We start from the raw sequence: 16,432 nt of genomic DNA on the forward strand, positions 1-16,432 counted from the left end.
ACCCGACAGCGTATGAAAGCCCCCGCCCCACCCCGACCACACCCCGCCGACCACAGGACCCCCAAGCCCTCCACCACCCCGACACCCGACTGACCGTTTCGATGGTGCCTCTTGCGTCATGACCCCGGTGGGCCGGGCTCCCATCGAATGAGGGACGCACCGGCCGCGCCCAACTCCGCCGGTGGCTTCCGCTGTGCAGGCCCGGTACGCCTTCGGGGGCTCGGTCACGCAGGGTGATGTCCGTCCGGCTGTGCACGCCTCGAGACCGTTCATCGTGATTCTTGCTGGTGGAGGTGGGTTCGGCAGCCAGAGACTGCGGGTCGTGGAACTACAGGGCGATCAGGCCGGCTGCTGTCGATCTGAAACCGCAGGCATCGAAGTAGAACGGCCGCAGATGCTCCTCGAAGTCGACGTGCAACCACTCGCACTTCGCGGCTCGGGCCTCTCCGGCCGCGGTCGCGACAAGCCCGATGCCCACGCCCTGCGCCCGGTGCTGCCGAGCCACCACCGTGTCGAGGATGAAGGCGTGAGCTCCGCCGTCCCAGATGACGTTGACGAAGCCGATCAGCGATCCGTCGTCCCAGGCACAGACCCAGCCGAGGCTGTGCCGCTGCAGTCGTGCTCGCCAGGCCGTCCGGTCAGGTGGATGGCCAAAGCCTTCGGCGTGCAACGCGTTGAGGGAGACATCGTCGAAGTCGCCGCGCCACTCGTACGTGATCGTCACGCGTCGATCGTAGGGACCGTGTGGATCGGCGTCCTGTGCAGGTGGAGGCAGTCCGAGGTGTTCCATCGACTGGTGCTGGATGGTCAGGACTGTCGGTCGGAGCACGGTCTGGCACAACTCGCTTTGTTGCAGCTGGCATTGGTTCCGGATACTGACGTTTCGATCTGCGAGGAATCGAGCGGCGACCTCGGTGCATGAGAGTCCGTGGATAGCCGGAGGAGGCTGCGGGAACGGGGCGTGAAACCGTTCGGCATTCTCGTCGCCGCCGCGTCGCGTGCGGCCCGCATCGATCACCGGCGACGTCCGACTTCCGCGCGGGCAGCTCTTTGCAGGTCCGGAGTGAGGGCCGGTCCTGAGAGTTTCTGCACAGCTGGGCCCGTGAGGCGCAGGTCGCAACGGGCACGGAAGGAGTCCGAGCCCGGACTCCTTGCTTCGGTCCGTCTGCCTCAAGGCCCCTGGCGGGAGGTGACGCGCTCAGGTCAAGCCCCGATGACCTGCGGCGATTGCGGATGGTGACGCTTCCGGGTGCGTGAGCGGCGGAGCGCTGGTTGGCTGCGATGTGTCCACCCCACTTCCCCTCTTCAGGAGCGAAGATGAGTGTTGCAGGCAAGTCCGCCGATCGTGCGCAGCAGATCCAGGACAAGGTCCAGAAGCTGAACGAGCGTGCCGAGCGTACGACCGACCCGAACGAGCGTCGCAGGCTGCAGGACGAGGCCCGGCGTATGCAGGAGCAGTCCGTGACGGCGGGCGGGGGTGCGGCCGAGGCCCGGTCGGGCCACCGTGCCGACAGCGAGAAGGACGAGTTCCCGCGCCGGTGAAGCACCGTCGGCGTTGAGCGGCACGGATGGTGTGCCCATGGGGCACGTTCCAACGGTCGCTGCCACACGTGGCCGGCTGATCGGGCCACGAGCAGTTGATGCAAGCGCTCGGCCGGGAGGTCCCGGCCGAGCGCTTTGCTGCGCGTTCCGCCGCTGATCCGAGCGGTGAGGAGCTCGATGGGGCCGGTGGGCTCGGGAGGGTCGGCGCATTTCGTGGTCGCAGGCAGGCGTGGGGGAGCCGCGCAAAGACCGGCCGCAGGCACGTGGACGCAGGAACCGGGCCGCGTCGAGCCTGACGCGGGCCGGGCCGATACTGTGAGTGGGGCAGGCGTTCACCCGGATCGCTCACCTACGACGGCCGCCGGTCAGGCGCTCGTGCGTGACAGTTGGTTGGGGAGGTCGGTGAGCCGCGCGATGCGGAGCACCTTCTCGTCTGCGGTCGGCGATGGTCCGCCGGTGACGAAATCGATGCCGCGGTCCAGCCAGATGCCGGTGAGCCCGGCGAGGGCGGCTGCGTTCACATCGCTTTCCAGCATGTCGCCCACGTTGACCGCCTGTGCGGGGTCTGTCCGCATCTGCCGGCAGGCGGCGGCGTAGGCGATGGGCTTGGCCGCACCGAGCTCGGTCGGGGTCAGGACGGCTTCGAAGTATTCGAGGAGGCCGAAGCGGGCGAGTTTGGCGCGCTGCTGCTCGGGATCCCCGTTGGTGAGAACAGCCAGACGCGGTCCTCGGGGATGCCGTTTCAGGGTCTCCAGGCATGGCTGGACATCGGGGTAGCACCGCCAGGACTCCTCGAACACGGTGAGGTAGCGCTCGGCGATCCAGGTGTCCAGAAGGCCGGGACCTTCAGGAACCGGCTCTCCGAGCATCGGCAGGAAGGAACGGAGCCGGCGTCGGTGGTGCTCGGCGAAGGAGCACTGACCGGCCAGGTATTCCCGCATGTGGCGCGCCTCCAGCGTCCACCACAACGCCACCAGTTCCTCCGGTGGAGCCGTCGCGTTCGGCGCGGCCTGGACGATCTGGCCGATCGTTTCCAAGACCGCGCTTCGGTGATCGACCAGGGTGCCGTCCAAATCGAAGAAGATCACATCTGCCATGGGGTGATCATCTCGTGGTGTCTGTCCCTGACGCCAGAAGGCAGGTATCGCGATCTTCCTTCGAGGATGGTTGCTCAAGTAGTCACAACAGGGCGAGCGTTGTCTGTTGCGGCACGAGGGTCTGTCCCGGCGATCATCCGGTAGGGCGCCTCGGTGGTACTTTGACCGGAATCGTGGGAGGGCGGGCGCGTAGGTGGACAGCGACCTGCGGCGTGCGGCTGTTGTGACGCTCGGCGAACTCGGGCGGAGTCGTGACTGGCGCGACCGGGCGGATGCCGGTCACAGCCTGGCAGGGTTCGCCGAGATGCAGGAGGCCCTCGGGCCGCTGCTGGAGCTCCTGCTCGACCCAGGCGACACCTTCGTCACCCGGCGGACCACGGAGGGCCTGCTTCGGCGAAAGGACAGGGTGGGGCTGGCTGTGGTCGCGTCCGCACTGGCAGTCGCCAACTCGAGTCACTGTGATTGGATCGACACCGCAATCGTCGATGTATTCAGCATCTTCTCCGACGACCTGGACGAGGCGCTACGGCTTTGCGAGGAGATGTCGCGGGACACCGACGATCGTGTTGCCCTGGGGGCCCGTCAGTTGCACGACATCCTGGCAGGGATCGATCCCGTTCCTCGCCCCGCATAGCGCGGCGTCGATCGCTGTTGTGAAGGCGCAGGTGCTCGACGACAGGGGCAGCAAGGAGCACACCGCTTCTCAGTGCCCCGGAGCTTGCCCGTCGATCATGTTCGGAACCAGATCGTGAGGGCTGCCGCAGTGGCGGTGCTGACGTAGACGTAACGGCCCTTGTCGTAACGGGTGGCCACCGCCTGGTGCTGCTTCGATCGACCGATAGCTCCTCGACGGTGTTGTGTTTCTCGCACTGCTCCTTGTCGAAGCCGGGAGGCCGCCCGCCGCGTGAGCCCTTGCGCAGACGGGCGGGCCTGGCTGTCGGTCTGCTGCGGGATCGTGTGCCGGATGCCCTGATGCCGCAGGAACTGGCGGCACGGCCCGTTGCTGCAGGTCTTGTCGGGCGCGATGCTGACCGGCTTCCTGCGGGGCTGACCGGATCGAGACGTCGACATCAACGACCGGATACGAAGCAGTGGCATGATCGGCCGGACAAGTCCTGCAGCCTGTCTGAAAGGTCGGTGACCGAGGCTTCTTCCACCGCTGCCGCGATCCGACTGTGGCTCCGCCCGTGATCCGCGAGTGGGATCCGCTGTCACAACTGGCCTATACGCTGCGAGTGATCAACGACCAGCTGACCGGACGGCATGATGACACGCACTCCCAGACCGACGACCGAAGCGATACTTGCCGCGCTTCCCGAACTCGCTCCCCACGCGCGCGACGCAGTCGTCCTCCATCCCGAGCGGGCCGAGCCGGGCTGCCGGGACAGTTCGATCGGCGGACCACTGCTGTGGCCGAGTGACGAACCGTGGCCCGAGTGTTCCTTGCCCGACGAGAACAACCCTGCCGGTGTGCCTGGCACGGCCATGGTGCCGGTTGCACAGATTTTCCGGCGCGAAGCGCCGGGACCCTGGTGGCCCGCCGGTATCGACCTCCTGCAGATCCTCTGGTGCCCCAATGAACACTGGGATCCTCCGGCCCAGCAGGCCGACGTCAGCCCTGTGCTCGAGGTGCGATGGCGCCGGGCCGCTGACGTGATCAGCCAAGCGGCGACCCCGCCGTCGCCCTCGAGGTATGAGGAGGACGGCTACCTTCCCGCTGCGTGCGCCATCACCGCTGAGCACGTGACCGACTTCCCTTTCCGTGAGGAGCTGCCTGTGGAACTCCGTCCGCGGCTGGAGGAACTGGTCCGCGAGACCGGCGACGGCGGTGACGCCATCACTCGACTCGCGGGCTGGAAACTCGGGGGCTGGCCGACCTGGCACCTGACGCACCCCACGGTCTTTCCCTGCGGTGACTGCGGCACGGCCTTGACGCTTCTGTTCACCGTGGCCAGCGATGACGAGACAGGGGTCGTCGTCGGCAGATGGGGGGACCTGCGCATCTTCACCTGCCCCGCCGACCACCGTCACGCCTTCCAGGTGGACCTGCATTGACCTGGGGCTCAGCTCCCGTGCCACGACCCATCGGACATGCTCCGGTCACCACCTCCGGGGCACATGAGGGATCTGCATACGCTTCGTCACACGTGCACGCCGGACGGATATCTGACGGTCGCTGGATGGGCAGAGCGCGCCGGACCCGGCCTCCCGGGACGGGAACACCACCCAGCCCGGCTGACGTCAGCGCTAGGGCATGTTTCGAAAGTAGCGCCGGCCGCCCGGGGGGCGGGCTCGGCGGCGTCTGGTGCGTGCGATCGCAAGGCGGAGGGTCGCCCCGATACTGGATGTATCGGGGTGATCCCGACAACGCGGCGAGCGTGCGTGCGAGACGTCGCCGAGCAGGCGGGACTTCCGAAACACGCCCTAGTGCTGTCCTCACCCGCGACGGAGTCGGCGGGACGCACTGTTGATGGCGCGTCCGGAACTGCTGCTCCGTCAGCCCGGTCCGAGGACTGCTCTTCGAGCGCCTCGGCCGTAGCGATGCGGCCGGGACGCCCGCGGCCCGCCGGCGCGGTTCTCGGCGCGCAGCGCGGACACCATCGTCATCCGCGGCCGGTCTCCGCGGATGACGATGGCTCACGGCAGTGGGTTGTTTCCGCCCCTTTCGAGAACCGACGCATGCTGCCGACAGGGTGAGCGGGTGTCAGCAAGTCGCCCAGAAGGCCTAATCACATGCCAAATGTGCTGGCTGCAAAGCGAGTTGATGAGACATCGCGCGCATGTTGAGCGTGCTTCACGGGCCTCCCGTACACCCGGTCGGCCCCATGGCTCCCTACCTTTGGCACGCCCGATATGACAGCCAATGAGCGCATTAGTACGTTCATCACAGGTCGGCTGTCCGGCCGACGTCTCTGAGACAGGGAGAAGTGACATGACTACACGTACCGTCGCCGTGACCGCAGCCGTTGTCGGCGCTGCGGCCCTGGCCGTAACGGGTATCTCCTACGCCTCGGCTTCCGGGACCCCCCAGGCAGCCCCGGCCGTCCAGCCGGCCGTCGCCGCCCAGGCTCCTCTTGGTGGCGACAGCGGCAACGCGGGCAAGGGCAACGAGGGCAAGGGCAACGAAGGCGGTGGCGGCTACGGCGGCGGCCGCGGCGGCCACAACTACTACGAGGGACGCATCCACATCAACGAGCGCTCGTACTCCGCGCACACGGACGGGTGCATCACGGTGGTGAGCGGCCTGGGTTCCAGGACGTTCAACGTTCGTAACGACAGCCGCCGGACCGTTGAGGTCTTCCGTGGCGCCACCTGCGACAACGGCTCCCCGGTTGCGACGATCGGCCCGTGGAGCACGAGCAACAGCGTCTTCGCTCGCACCGTTCGTGGCGGCGTCTTCGTCCGCAACGGTGTCGTGGGCAGCTTCCGGGTGATCGAAAACCGCCACGGCCAGTGGTAACAGCCCATCCCCGAATAACGGAAACCCCGGCCCGTCGGAATCGGGCCGGGGTTTCCGGCGTGAGGGTGCCTCTTCGGCCCTTGTGAGGCGCGAGAGTGTCGCACGCATGTGCTGACCGTGTCCCGGCCTCCGCGCGGCTGATGCCCCGTGCTGAGAGGCCGCCGATGCGTGCGCGCCGCCGCTGTTTCCCTGGGGCGGACTCGGGCGGCTGCGGCGTTGCGGGTTCGGCCCGAGACCCCGACCCTGCGGCGCGGTGAGGTCAGAGCGCAGTGCTGGTCGGCTGCCCCGCGGGCCGCTCCGCAACCCAGACATCCGGCCGTGGCCCGCTCTCTCCGGTCTGCGGACCGTGGCGCCCGGAAAGCAGCGCCACGGCGCTGATCAGGGTGATCACCTGTGTGACGACCAGGAGGGACAGCCCTGCGGTGAAGCCGTGTCCGCCGTCCATGGCGATCGCCGTTCCCATGAGCGTCGGCATGAATGCCGAGACCAGGTTGCCGACCCCGTTGACCACGCCGTATGCACTGCCGACACTGCCCGCCGGAGCGTGACGCTGCACCAGGGTCGGGATGGCCGGCCCCTGGAGCCCCCAGAATCCACCCGCGAGGACGAGTGCGGTGGCAGAGACGGTGGCCGATGTTGCGGAAACGGCGAGCGCGGCGCAGGCCCCCGCCCCCACGCTACCGACCACCAGTACCAGTGGGAGGCGGCGTTGCGGAACCCTGTCGATGAACAGGCCGCCGATCAGCCCCGAAGCGAGGCTGACGGCGAACGGCAACGCGGCGAGCCAACCGGTCTGCGTCGCGGAGAAATGGCGTGCCTGCCGCAGGTACGAGGGAAGCCAGGAGGCTGTGCCCCACAGGAAGGCCAGGGTGGCGATCTCGACCAGCAGGATCCAGCCCAGGCGCGGCGTTCGAAGGGCCCGGATCAGAGTGGACAGCAGCATGCCGCCACCACGAGGGCGGTTGTCGGAGGGTACGGGTCCACGGGTCGGCTTCCCGTCGCCGTCCTGGTCCTGCGTGCGCTTCCGGCTTGATCCGAGAGCTCCGACGCCCCTGGGGCGGATGAACAAGAGGACCAGGGGGATGCCGAGAACGGCGTTGAGCGCACCGAGGGCATGGAATGAGGTGGTCCAGTCGGAATGCGCGATCAGCAGGGTGACCAGCGGCATGCCCACGGCCGTGCCGAGAGAGACGCCCATCGAGCTGACCGCATTCGGGCGGCCCAGCTCGGTGTCGGCGAACCGGTCCTTGATGTACATCGTCTTGAGGGAGAACAGCGGGCCTTCCGCAGCGCCGAGCAGACAGCGCACAGCCAGCAGCAGGAACAGGCTGCCGATCCACGGTGAGACGAAGGTGAGCACTGCCCAGGTCGTCACGCTCACCACGAGCCCGCGCCGAACCCCGAGCAGGGTCTCGTACACCGGTGTGAGCACGAAGGCTGCGAGGCCGTAGCCGACCAAAAAGACCGTCATCAACGCACCCTGCGCCACCCGGTCGCCGGCCAGTCCGAACCTGTCCAGGAAGGAGTGGTCGGTGATGAGCACCGAGATGTTGACCCGGTCGACGTAGGAGATGGCCACAACGATGGTGAAGGTGAGGACCCCGTACCAGCGCCCCGCCCCGGATCTCACGTCCGCAGGCCTCTCGTCGAGACTCTTCGGTCGCCCGAACGCCGCGCGTCGCATCAGCACCGTCCCTTCATCATGGCGGGCATGACGCTCGCCAATTTACCTTAGGGCTTAAATAATAAAGCCGCGGCTTTTTTAGCAGCGTGAGCTCGGTGTGGCAAGCGGTGGCCGGCGACAGCGGCACCGCTCCAGCGGCACGCGCGAGAGGGGAATAATTTGATGCCCCGTCAAATACGCCTGTGATGACAGCAGTTGCCAAAAGGAGGCCGTGCCGCCTCAGTCCGATCGGCCCGGCAGACCTCGACGGTCGGAAGCTGAGCTTTCGATCACTTGACTTGGGCGGCGACGATCCGGGCACACTCCAGGGACTCCGTGTGCGTGGTGTCCACCTCCAGGTCGTAGACCACGCCCCGGTGGACCGTCTCCGCCTGTGATGCCGCCATCCCCTTTGTGCGATCCCCGCGAGCGACCTCGCGGCCTGCGGCGACCGTGCTCTCGCACTTGACGCCGACCCACAGCACATCCAGTCCGCTCAGAGCCCTCTGCCACCGCTCCTGGGACGCCGCGCCACCGAGGAAGACGTCATCGATGATGACCCGGGCGCCTGCGCGTGTCATCGCGGCGACGCCCTCCATCCATGCCGCTTCCAACTCCCTGAACTGCGATCCGACATTCACGCCCCCATCTGCGGCGAATGCGATCCCTGCGTCCGATGTCTGCATGGAAGCGGGCATCGCCTCGACGAGGGAGTCGATCGCAGCGACCAGCCACGGGTCCGGCAGTACCTCCTGCAGGCATCGGACGATCCCGGACTTGCCCGAGCTTGACCCGCCGTTCAGCACGATCACTTGAGTTGTCACCAGGTCACGGTAGAGGCAACCGTCACGGCGCTCGAAGCGAATTTCGTAAGGCTGCCTGCTGTCGCACCTACCGGGAACGAGACCCCGAGCGGGCGCGGGCCTCTGCGTGTCGGGGGTGTCCGGCCCGGCGGCACGGCGTACCGGTCATCCGTGTGAGCCGATCTCCTTGGGGCCGTAATGGGCGACGGCGGCCCCGGTGGCCAGCGCCCAGTAGCGGTCACCGAAGGACCAATGCCACCATTCCGTCGGGTAGTTCACCAATCCTGCAGCTGTGAGGGCCGTACCCATCAGCTCCCTGTTGGCGTGGGCCTCGTCGCTGATGTTGCGGGCATGGGTGTAGCAGGCGCCTTCGCTCTCTTCCGGATCCGCGTTCATCCGGGTGCCCATGCTCAGCTCGCGCCCATAGACGTCGGCGAGGGTGAGGTCGACGGCCGCGCCGGCGCTGTGGGGAGCGATTTCGGGTGGTGACACATACCGGCTCGTTGCCGAGTGGATCTGTTCCGCGGACCAATCGGCGTGGTCGGTTCGCAGCCGGCCCGCGTACTCCTCGAAGTACTCCCGCTGCAGTGATGGTGGTCGGTACCCCTCGACGAACATGAGCCGCAAGCCCCGTGGAAGCGTCGCCTGGGCTTTGATCAGCCGCTCAAGCACGCCTACCCGCAGGTGTGCGAAGGCGTCTGCTGGGTCCTGTTTGCGCGTATCGACCAGCAACGATCCGTCGCGGCGGACGTCCGTGAGGCGTTCACCGCACTCCACAACGGATATGGCGGCGACCTTCGGGTCCGACATCAAGACGATCTCACTCATGAGGTGATCTTCTCGTAGAACGCGACCTGGTGAAGAGGGAGGGCACCGGTCCGTCGCGCGAGAGGGATCTGTGGCTCGCGGCCGACTTGGTGGAGGCTCCGGTGGCACCTCTTCACTCCGGACTCCGGCCATCCATTGCCCGGCGTCGGTCTGGCTCAAGGCCGCGTCGAGGCTGCCGGACGCGTGCCACGGCTCCGGTCGGACGTTGTCAGCAGGCCAGCATCTTCTGGATCGCCTGGCGTGTCACCCCGAGTTCCCGCGCGATGTCGGCTTGGGACACGCCTCGATCGACAAGGCTCTGCATCAGTTCGCGTCGCTCGGCCGCGAACTCCTGGGCCAGGCGGGCGTGGTGTATCGCTTTGGCCCGCACATCCTTGATGCGGGTGAAGGTCGGTTCGTGCAGGGAGGGATCGTTGTCTGCCATACCGCGATGATGACAACCCCCTGTTGTCGACGTCAACCCCCCGTTGTCGCCATGAGGGCAAGTGTCCCCAGGAGTGACGGCGCATGGCGGCCATTGGGGTCAGGGGCCCCGGTCCGCCGACCGTTGCGATCCGGCGACTCCGTGCGCGGCATTCATCGCTCCGTTCGCGAACGAGCAGGCCAATCGGTTTCACCGTGCCGAGACGTCGGCAGACACTCGAGGCCTGGACCGTGGGGACGGCCGGCCTGCGGGAGCTCCTTGCGCATCAACGTGCAGATGGTTTCGTAGCGGTGCAGAGAGCCATCCGGAGCTTGCTCGTCCCACGAATCCGGCTGACTGCCGTATGCGACATAGCCCAGTCGCTCGTACAGTGCGCGAGCGCGGGGATTGCTCTCCTCCACCGCAAGCTCCGCCTGCCGCAGACCGCGGTCTCTGATCCGATTCTCCGCGGCTTCGATGAGGAAGGTGCCGATCCCGCACGACTGCAGCGCGGGATGCACCGCCAGCTGCCACAGAATTCCGACACCCTCCTTGGCCCGGTAGTCGACGCCGCCCTTCGCCACGGGGATGTCCGTTGTCGAGCAGACGGCGAGGTAGTCGACCTCACCCTGCCGGGCGCGCTCGATCTGTTGTGCGACGTTGGACAGGTGTCGATCGGACCCTGACCACCCGCACGACGCCAGGTCCGCGTGCGTCAGGTCGCGCACCGAGAGCTTCAGCACAACGTTGATCATCTTCCGTACCTCCGCCACGTCAGCATCCACGCGGCCCGCGTGCGACGCAAGGCCGTTTCCTCGGCCGGTCTCCTCGTGCGGGTATATGGGGGAGTGGGCGCGGGCCCGGCCATGGGCCGCACCTGGGTCACGACGGTCCACAGCGCCGTACGGTTCGGATATTGGCCGCCGAGATGTTCACTTCGACGTACGGGCCAGTGCCGTAAGCCAGTTGAGGTCACGGTGCCCGGGCCCGTAGCGCTCCCGCTCGTTGACGACCTGCACATCGGGCGCGGTGAATCCGGTGGCCTCCAGCAGGCCCCGGACCCCGTCCACCGTCTGGTACCGGAAAAAGCGTGCCGCGTCCGCGCTGAAGGACTCGACGAACTCCTCCTCGCCCTCGCCCTCCTTGAAGCTGACGAACAACACCCCGCCGGGCCGCAGTACCCGGTGGAACTCGGACAGGGCCGCCAGCACGTGCTCGTCCTTGAGGTGGAGGAGTGTCGCCTGGCACCAGACGCCGGCGAAGTCGGCATCGGCGAACTCCAGCGAACACACGTCCATCAGACGGAAGTCGAGTCCGGGGTGAAGCTCACGGGCCCTTACGAGGAAGGACTCGCTCAGATCGATTCCGGTCACAGCCAGCCCCCGGGCCCCGAGCAGAGCGGTGTCGCGGCCGAAGGCACAACCGGCGTCCAGCACCGGCCCCGACGGATCGGGCAACAGCGCCGCGAAGCTGTCCAGCTCCAAGTCCGGAATCATCCCCCCGGTGGCGGTCTCGTACTTCTGGGCGCTGTGCTCGTAGGCGGCGAGAGTGCGCGCCAGATAATTCAGCATCCTCGCAACCTACTGTGCAACAGCCGCCGGCGACCGTCCGGTTGTCCGCGGATCCCCAACATGTCCGATCGCCTTCAGGTCCTTTGCGTGCAGCCGGGCAGCACCCGTGCGGGGCGAGGCGTGGCGGCGTGAGCCTGTGCCGACCACCGTGGACCGACCCACGGTTTCTACCTGGACGTGCCGTTCGAGGAAACGCTCGCCCGCCACGCCACCGAACCCATTGCCGACGAAGTCCACGAGAGCGACCTGCGCTCCTGGTACCGGCCGCTGGATCTGCTGCCCGATGGTCTGGAGACTGTCATCGGAGCCGACAGCGCCCTGTCCAACACCGTCGACCGCATCATGTCGATCACCGGGCTCGCCCGCCTGCCCACGCTCGAACGCTGAGAGCCCGAGGCGCCGAACCAGGCAGTCCTGGGCGTATACGGTGCACATCGATCGACCACTCGGTTCGACGGATCTTCCGTGGTCCCAGGGTCTGTCCGGAGTCGTGATCACATGGCGGGAAAAAGGGATGAGCGGGATCGCGGTGAGCTGATAGCTTGCAGTCGACCGAGACACCGTCCGAGGAGGTGAGACCCATGAACGCTGTATCCATGTGGGTGCTCCCCCTGTCGTCACGGTCGGGCGGCTGACGTAGGTGTCGCCGGGAGCGCCTCGACAACAGGGCACTCCCGAAAGGCAATACCTATGCATTCTCTGCAGTTCACCGCCGAGTCGTCGTCGAACGGCATGATCGAACGCGACTTCATCGTGGGCGAGATCCCCGGAGTCCTCTGGTCGCCGGCATCCGGCGCCGTTCGCGCACCCCTGGTGCTGATGGGACATGGCGGGGGCAACCACAAGAAGCATCCGGCGATGTCCGGCCGCGCCCAGCGCCTCGTGACCGGCTGGGGCTTCCACGTCGCCGTCATCGACGCGCCCGGTCACGGCGACCGGCCGCGCACGGCGCACGACGAGGCGGAAATCGCCGAGCTGTTCCGGGCGCGGGCGGCGGGCGAGCCGGAAGGCCCTGTCGTCGTGCGCTACAACGCCCACCTGGCGGAGCTCGCCGTTCCCGAATACCGGGCGACCCTGGATGCTCTCCAGGAACTTCCGGAGATCGGCACCGATGGGCCGGTCGGTTTCTGGGGCATCAATATGGGCACCGCGATCGGCGTACCGTTCGTGGCGATCGAACCCAGGATCACGGCTGCGGTCTTCGGTCAGCACTGGCCCGATGTCCTGGCCGAGAAGGCGAAGCAGATCACCATCCCGATCGAGTTCGACCTGCAGTGGGATGACGAGCACATCTCGCGCGAGGAGGGTCTCGCGCTGTTCGACGCCTTCGCCTCGAAGGAGAAGTCGTTGCACGTGAACTCGGGCAAGCACAAGGAGCTGCCCAGGTTCGAGGCCGAAAGCGCGGTCCAGTTCTTCGCCCGGCACTTCGGCCGGGCGGTCACCTCGACGGCCTGACCTGAGCGGTCGCGGGGTCCGGCTTGCCGGCCGGCCGGGCGCCGCGGCCCCGGCCCCGGCCCGAGGCTGCAGCCTGTTCGGCCTGACGAGGCTCTCCGGGTGGCCGGGACCGAGCAGCCCGCACGGGCCCACGTAGTGGCACTTCGAATCGCTTGCCGTTCAAGGCGGTTCGGTAGATGTGCGGCCCTGCACGATGCCCACGGCAGGCCGGAGGAAATCCACTTCTGGGGCTGCTACGGCGACGGGAGGAGGAGCTTTGCCGAGCAATGCCGAGAGGCCCTCGCCTGACAGCTCAACCGCATGGAATGTCTCCGTGCGGATGGCGAAGCGCGGCTGGACTACCGGGTGTTTGCGCTGCTGCCCACATGGAGGACGATCTTGCCGCGTGGGTGCTCGGTCGCGAGTGCCTCGTAGGCGGCGCGGGTCTCGGCGAGGGGGAGCACGCGGTCCACCACCGGCGCCAGTTTGCCGGCGTCGATCAGCTCGGCGATGGCCACAAGGCCGGCCCGGTCGGGTTCCACGATGAAGAACTTCGCGCGGACGTCATGGGCAGCGGCCGTTTCAGGGTCCGGCGGCTGCACGATGCTGACGAGGATTCCGCCTGGGCGCAGAGTCGCCCAGGAACGGTTCTGCGTCTCACCTCCGACCAGGTCGAGCACCACGTCGGCATCCCGTACCAGCTGCTCGAACCGCTCCTGCCGGTAGTCGATGACACGCTGGGCACCGAGCGCGGTGACGAAGTCCGCGTCTCGTGCCGAAGCGGTGGCCGTCACGCGTCCACCCAGCGCAGCGGCCATCTGTACGGCGAAGGTCCCCACGCCACCGGCGCCGCCGTGGACCAGTACGTGCTGTCCCGCTCGCATCGCCGCATGGTCGACGAGCGCCTGCTGTGCCGTGAGGGCGGCGAGCGGTACAGCTGACGTCCGGTCGTGGTCCAGCCGGGTCGGCTTCGCGGCGAGCACGTTCGAGGGAACGGCAACGTATTCGGCTGCCGCACCGTCTCGGGTGAACGGGATCAGTCCGTAGATCTCGTCACCGACAGCGAGATCGGACACTCCGGCTCCGACTTCGGCCACAACGCCGGACACCTCGTGGGAGGGAATGGTCGGCGTGCGGTCCCGTCCCGTCCCGTCAATGCTGTCGGTCCAGCTGGCATCCCATTCGAGTTCACCGGCGGTGATGGAAGCGGCGTGCACCGCAACGAGCACCTCACCGTCTGCCGGTTCGGGGCGTGGGGCCGACTCGTGGACAAGTTGCTCCGGGCCGCCCCTTCGGTGGGCGCGGACGGCATGCATCGTACTGATCATGAGGAGAGGACTCCCCTTGTCGAACCGCCTTCACTCGGTCGTGCCGACCCGATCACTCCTTGGGCCGTGGCCGCCGCTCCGGCCCACCAGTGGCCAGGGACTCCATTGCGGGCCCTGCTCGCCTACCGAGGGTTCGCCTGCCGGCCCGCGACGGGCGAGGAGGAGGCCCGATGCCACGACGGTTTCGCCGAGGCTCAGCCCGACCGGCAATGGGAGGGCTGCCTCCCACTGCCGGTCGGTCTTACAGCGCGGAGAACGAGAACTGCCTCCACGAGATGGATCGTGCAGGGCAGGCTCCCCGTGACCGAGCCCCTCGTCGGGGCGGTCCAGCCCGGGCGTGCGGCTCCGACGAGAACACCGACGGCCTGCTGCGGCAGTACTTCCCCGAAGGCACTGACCTGGCAGTACACACCCGCGCCCCCTGAACGCAATCGCTGCCGATCTCCACGACCGCCCCCGCGGAACGCTCGGCTGGGAAATCCCGGCCGAGCGCCTGCATCGACTGCTCGCGGCCTGATCAGACCAACCGTCTGTTGCAACGATCTTCGGAAACCGCCCAGGGCGGCGAGGCCGCTCGCGATCCGGGCCCGGCTCGGTACGCGTTGCGGTCGTGCGCGTCGTGGTCGGTACGGCGGCGTGATCCGGGATGCGGAGGCGAAGCGTGGTGACGTGCCATGCACCGGCCTCGCAGGAGGGGCGGAGCCTGGCAGGCAGGCCGTGCCACGGTTCGATCAGCCCGGCTCGCTCGAGTCGCTCAGGCTTCGACCGCCGCCGGCTCACCGAGTGCGTCGGCGGTGGTTGCCTTGTCGCCGCCGCCCGTGACAGCGCGGACTGCCGGGATGGTGGCTGCGACCACCGCGGCGACGAGGGCGACGCCGCAGCCGATGAGGAGACTGGTGCGGAAGCCGTCCTCGGAAGCGAAGGTGTAGCCGCCCAACGTGGTGGTCATCTGTGCGAGAACCACCCCGATCACCGCCGCGCCGATCGAGGTGCCGAGCGAGCGCATGAGCGTGTTGAAGCCGTTGGCAGCAGCGGTCTCGGAGAGCGGGACCGAACTCATGATCAGGGCGGGCATCGCGCCGTAGGCGAGACCCACACCGCTGTTGACCACGATGCCGACCAGCATCAGGCCCCATGCCGTGCCCATCAGGGTCAGTGCCAGGCCGTAGCCGATGGCGATGACCAGCACGCCGGAGATCAACGTGAACTTCGGGCCGCGGGCATCGGTGAGCTTCCCCCCGAGCGGGGAGACGATCATCATCATGATGCCGCCGGGCGCCATCCACAGGCCGGCGGCGAGCATCGACTGGCCCAGACCGTAGCCGGTGGCCTCGGGGAACTGCAGCAGCTGCGGCAGGACCAGCATGCTGGCGTACATGGCGCAGCCGACAAAGATCGATGCGATGTTGGTGATCAGCACCCGCGGGCGGGCGGTGGTGCGCAGGTCGACCAGAGGGTCGCGGGTCCGCAGCTCCCAGGCTCCCCACCCGAGCAGGATGACGACGGCGGCGACGAACAGACCGAGGGTGGTGGCCGAGCCCCAGCCCCAGTCGGCGCCCTTGGAGACCGCGAGCAGCAGGCAGACCAGACCGGCGCCGAGGCCGAGCGCGCCGGGCAGATCGAAGCGCTGTCCCTTGGCGCTGGCGGGCACGTCGGGGATCAGGAACCAGACGAGAGTGCCAACCACTACGGCCATGACAGCCGAACCCCAGAACAGCACACGCCAGTTCGCGTACTGGGCGACGGCGGAGGCGATCGGCAGACCGAGGCCACCGCCGATCCCCATGGATGCGCTGACCAGGGCGATCGAGGAGCTGAGCTTCTCCGCCGGGACCACGTCACGCAGCAGGGCGATGCCCAGCGGCACCATTCCCATACCCATCCCCTGCAGACCGCGTCCGACGATCATGGGGACGACGGAGGAGGACAGGGCGCACACCACCGAGCCCGCGATCAGCGGCACCGAGCAGGCGAGGAGCATCCGGCGCTTGCCCAGGAGGTCGCCCAGGCGTCCGGAGACCGGTACGAAGACGGCCGCCACCAGCAGGGTGGCGGTGATCACCCAGGCCGCGTTCGACGAGGTGGTGTCCAGGATCTGTGGCAGCTCGGCGATGAGCGGCGTCACCAGGGTCTGCATGATCGCCGCTGTGATGCCTGCGAAGGCCAGTGTCGCGACCACGCCGCCTGAGCGGCTTGATGCCTGGGTGGCATCCATAGGGGGCTCCTCGTACTCGTGCTCGTATAGGGAGAGGGACGATATGCATCGTACACGTCTCGTGTATCGCACACATTGCGTGCAAGGT

14 protein-coding genes and 3 pseudogenes are annotated in these 16,432 nt (G+C 67.7%); 7 read left to right on the plus strand and 10 right to left on the minus strand.

From position 1 onward, the window contains the following. Window positions 1-328 precede the first annotated feature (328 nt). On the minus strand, window positions 329-724 hold the full coding sequence (locus ACFVXE_RS20980; protein ID WP_389672982.1) for a GNAT family N-acetyltransferase: 396 nt from the start codon (window positions 722-724) through the stop codon (window positions 329-331). 593 nt (window positions 725-1,317) lie between these two features. Between ACFVXE_RS20980 and ACFVXE_RS20985 the strand changes: the two genes are divergently transcribed. Beyond that, the gene (locus tag ACFVXE_RS20985; RefSeq protein ID WP_389672984.1) at window positions 1,318-1,542 is read left to right on the plus strand and encodes a DUF6381 family protein; all 225 of its coding nucleotides are present in this window, start codon (window positions 1,318-1,320) and stop codon (window positions 1,540-1,542) included. A gap of 365 nt (window positions 1,543-1,907) precedes the next feature. Here ACFVXE_RS20985 and ACFVXE_RS20990 read toward each other — a convergent pair whose 3' ends face one another. Continuing rightward, entirely contained in the window at window positions 1,908-2,639 is a 732-nt protein-coding gene (locus tag ACFVXE_RS20990) for an HAD family hydrolase (RefSeq protein ID WP_389672986.1), read from the minus strand. Window positions 2,640-2,832: 193 nt separating this feature from the next. Here ACFVXE_RS20990 and ACFVXE_RS20995 point away from each other — a divergent pair, with 193 nt between their 5' ends. The 3 genes from ACFVXE_RS20995 to ACFVXE_RS21005 all read left to right on the plus strand — a co-directional run bounded on the left by ACFVXE_RS20995 (window position 2,833) and on the right by ACFVXE_RS21005 (window position 6,099). Continuing rightward, window positions 2,833-3,273 (plus strand): hypothetical protein, encoded by a 441-nt coding sequence (locus ACFVXE_RS20995; RefSeq protein WP_389672988.1) that lies wholly within the window; start codon window positions 2,833-2,835, stop codon window positions 3,271-3,273. An 809-nt stretch (window positions 3,274-4,082) separates the two neighbouring features. Next, window positions 4,083-4,694 (plus strand): hypothetical protein, encoded by a 612-nt coding sequence (locus ACFVXE_RS21000; RefSeq protein WP_389672990.1) that lies wholly within the window; start codon window positions 4,083-4,085, stop codon window positions 4,692-4,694. Between the two features lie 877 nt (window positions 4,695-5,571). Continuing rightward, window positions 5,572-6,099 (plus strand): hypothetical protein, encoded by a 528-nt coding sequence (locus ACFVXE_RS21005; protein WP_389672992.1) that lies wholly within the window; start codon window positions 5,572-5,574, stop codon window positions 6,097-6,099. 259 nt (window positions 6,100-6,358) lie between these two features. Here the strand turns inward: ACFVXE_RS21005 and ACFVXE_RS21010 are convergent, their stop codons facing one another. The 6 genes and pseudogenes from ACFVXE_RS21010 to ACFVXE_RS21035 all read right to left on the minus strand — a co-directional run bounded on the left by ACFVXE_RS21010 (window position 6,359) and on the right by ACFVXE_RS21035 (window position 11,367). Next, the gene (locus tag ACFVXE_RS21010; RefSeq protein ID WP_389672994.1) at window positions 6,359-7,729 is read right to left on the minus strand and encodes an MFS transporter; all 1,371 of its coding nucleotides are present in this window, start codon (window positions 7,727-7,729) and stop codon (window positions 6,359-6,361) included. A gap of 323 nt (window positions 7,730-8,052) precedes the next feature. Beyond that, window positions 8,053-8,586, minus strand: a complete 534-nt coding sequence (gene cpt / locus ACFVXE_RS21015) for a chloramphenicol phosphotransferase CPT (RefSeq protein ID WP_389672995.1) — start codon at window positions 8,584-8,586, stop codon at window positions 8,053-8,055. A 144-nt stretch (window positions 8,587-8,730) separates the two neighbouring features. Then, a complete protein-coding gene (locus ACFVXE_RS21020; RefSeq protein ID WP_389672997.1) occupies window positions 8,731-9,393 on the minus strand; it encodes a M15 family metallopeptidase in 663 nt (220 codons plus the stop codon). Window positions 9,394-9,601: 208 nt separating this feature from the next. Continuing rightward, window positions 9,602-9,817 (minus strand): hypothetical protein, encoded by a 216-nt coding sequence (locus tag ACFVXE_RS21025; protein ID WP_389672999.1) that lies wholly within the window; start codon window positions 9,815-9,817, stop codon window positions 9,602-9,604. Window positions 9,818-10,068: 251 nt separating this feature from the next. Further along, window positions 10,069-10,551 (minus strand): annotated as a pseudogene (locus tag ACFVXE_RS21030) (GNAT family N-acetyltransferase); the annotation flags it as partial. 177 nt (window positions 10,552-10,728) lie between these two features. Further along, window positions 10,729-11,367, minus strand: coding sequence for a class I SAM-dependent methyltransferase (locus ACFVXE_RS21035; RefSeq protein ID WP_389673001.1), 639 nt, complete (start codon window positions 11,365-11,367; stop codon window positions 10,729-10,731). Window positions 11,368-11,505: 138 nt separating this feature from the next. Between ACFVXE_RS21035 and ACFVXE_RS21040 the strand changes: the two are divergent. Both ACFVXE_RS21040 and ACFVXE_RS21045 read left to right on the plus strand, forming a co-directional pair. Next, window positions 11,506-11,754: pseudogene (locus tag ACFVXE_RS21040) on the plus strand (kinase); the annotation flags it as partial. Between the two features lie 303 nt (window positions 11,755-12,057). Continuing rightward, the gene (locus ACFVXE_RS21045; protein ID WP_389673003.1) at window positions 12,058-12,822 is read left to right on the plus strand and encodes an alpha/beta hydrolase; all 765 of its coding nucleotides are present in this window, start codon (window positions 12,058-12,060) and stop codon (window positions 12,820-12,822) included. Window positions 12,823-13,160: 338 nt separating this feature from the next. Here the strand turns inward: ACFVXE_RS21045 and ACFVXE_RS21050 are convergent, their stop codons facing one another. Then, window positions 13,161-14,129 carry an NADP-dependent oxidoreductase gene (locus ACFVXE_RS21050; RefSeq protein ID WP_389673004.1) on the minus strand — a complete coding sequence of 323 codons (969 nt, stop codon included), beginning with the start codon at window positions 14,127-14,129 and terminating at the stop codon, window positions 13,161-13,163. Window positions 14,130-14,470: 341 nt separating this feature from the next. On the opposite strand from ACFVXE_RS21050, the pseudogene ACFVXE_RS21055 reads away from it, so the two are divergent. Then, window positions 14,471-14,646: pseudogene (locus tag ACFVXE_RS21055) on the plus strand (IS30 family transposase); the annotation flags it as partial. Between the two features lie 237 nt (window positions 14,647-14,883). Here the strand turns inward: ACFVXE_RS21055 and ACFVXE_RS21060 are convergent. Then, a complete protein-coding gene (locus ACFVXE_RS21060; RefSeq protein ID WP_389673006.1) occupies window positions 14,884-16,344 on the minus strand; it encodes an MFS transporter in 1,461 nt (486 codons plus the stop codon). Window positions 16,345-16,432: the final 88 nt, after the last annotated feature.

The sequence above is a fragment of the Streptomyces sp. NPDC058231 genome, assembly GCF_042882275.1.
Taxonomy (GTDB): domain Bacteria; phylum Actinomycetota; class Actinomycetes; order Streptomycetales; family Streptomycetaceae; genus Streptomyces.

Coding starts and splice junctions, on each gene's coding strand:
- ACFVXE_RS21060 (WP_389673006.1), bottom strand. CDS start 16,344: ATGGATGCCACCCAGGCATCAAGCCGCTCAGGCGGCGTGGTCGCGACA.
- ACFVXE_RS20990 (WP_389672986.1), bottom strand. CDS start 2,639: ATGGCAGATGTGATCTTCTTCGATTTGGACGGCACCCTGGTCGATCAC.
- ACFVXE_RS21005 (WP_389672992.1), top strand. CDS start 5,572: ATGACTACACGTACCGTCGCCGTGACCGCAGCCGTTGTCGGCGCTGCG.
- ACFVXE_RS21025 (WP_389672999.1), bottom strand. CDS start 9,817: ATGGCAGACAACGATCCCTCCCTGCACGAACCGACCTTCACCCGCATC.
- ACFVXE_RS21035 (WP_389673001.1), bottom strand. CDS start 11,367: ATGCTGAATTATCTGGCGCGCACTCTCGCCGCCTACGAGCACAGCGCC.
- ACFVXE_RS21050 (WP_389673004.1), bottom strand. CDS start 14,129: ATGATCAGTACGATGCATGCCGTCCGCGCCCACCGAAGGGGCGGCCCG.
- ACFVXE_RS21020 (WP_389672997.1), bottom strand. CDS start 9,393: ATGAGTGAGATCGTCTTGATGTCGGACCCGAAGGTCGCCGCCATATCC.
- ACFVXE_RS20985 (WP_389672984.1), top strand. CDS start 1,318: ATGAGTGTTGCAGGCAAGTCCGCCGATCGTGCGCAGCAGATCCAGGAC.
- ACFVXE_RS21045 (WP_389673003.1), top strand. CDS start 12,058: ATGCATTCTCTGCAGTTCACCGCCGAGTCGTCGTCGAACGGCATGATC.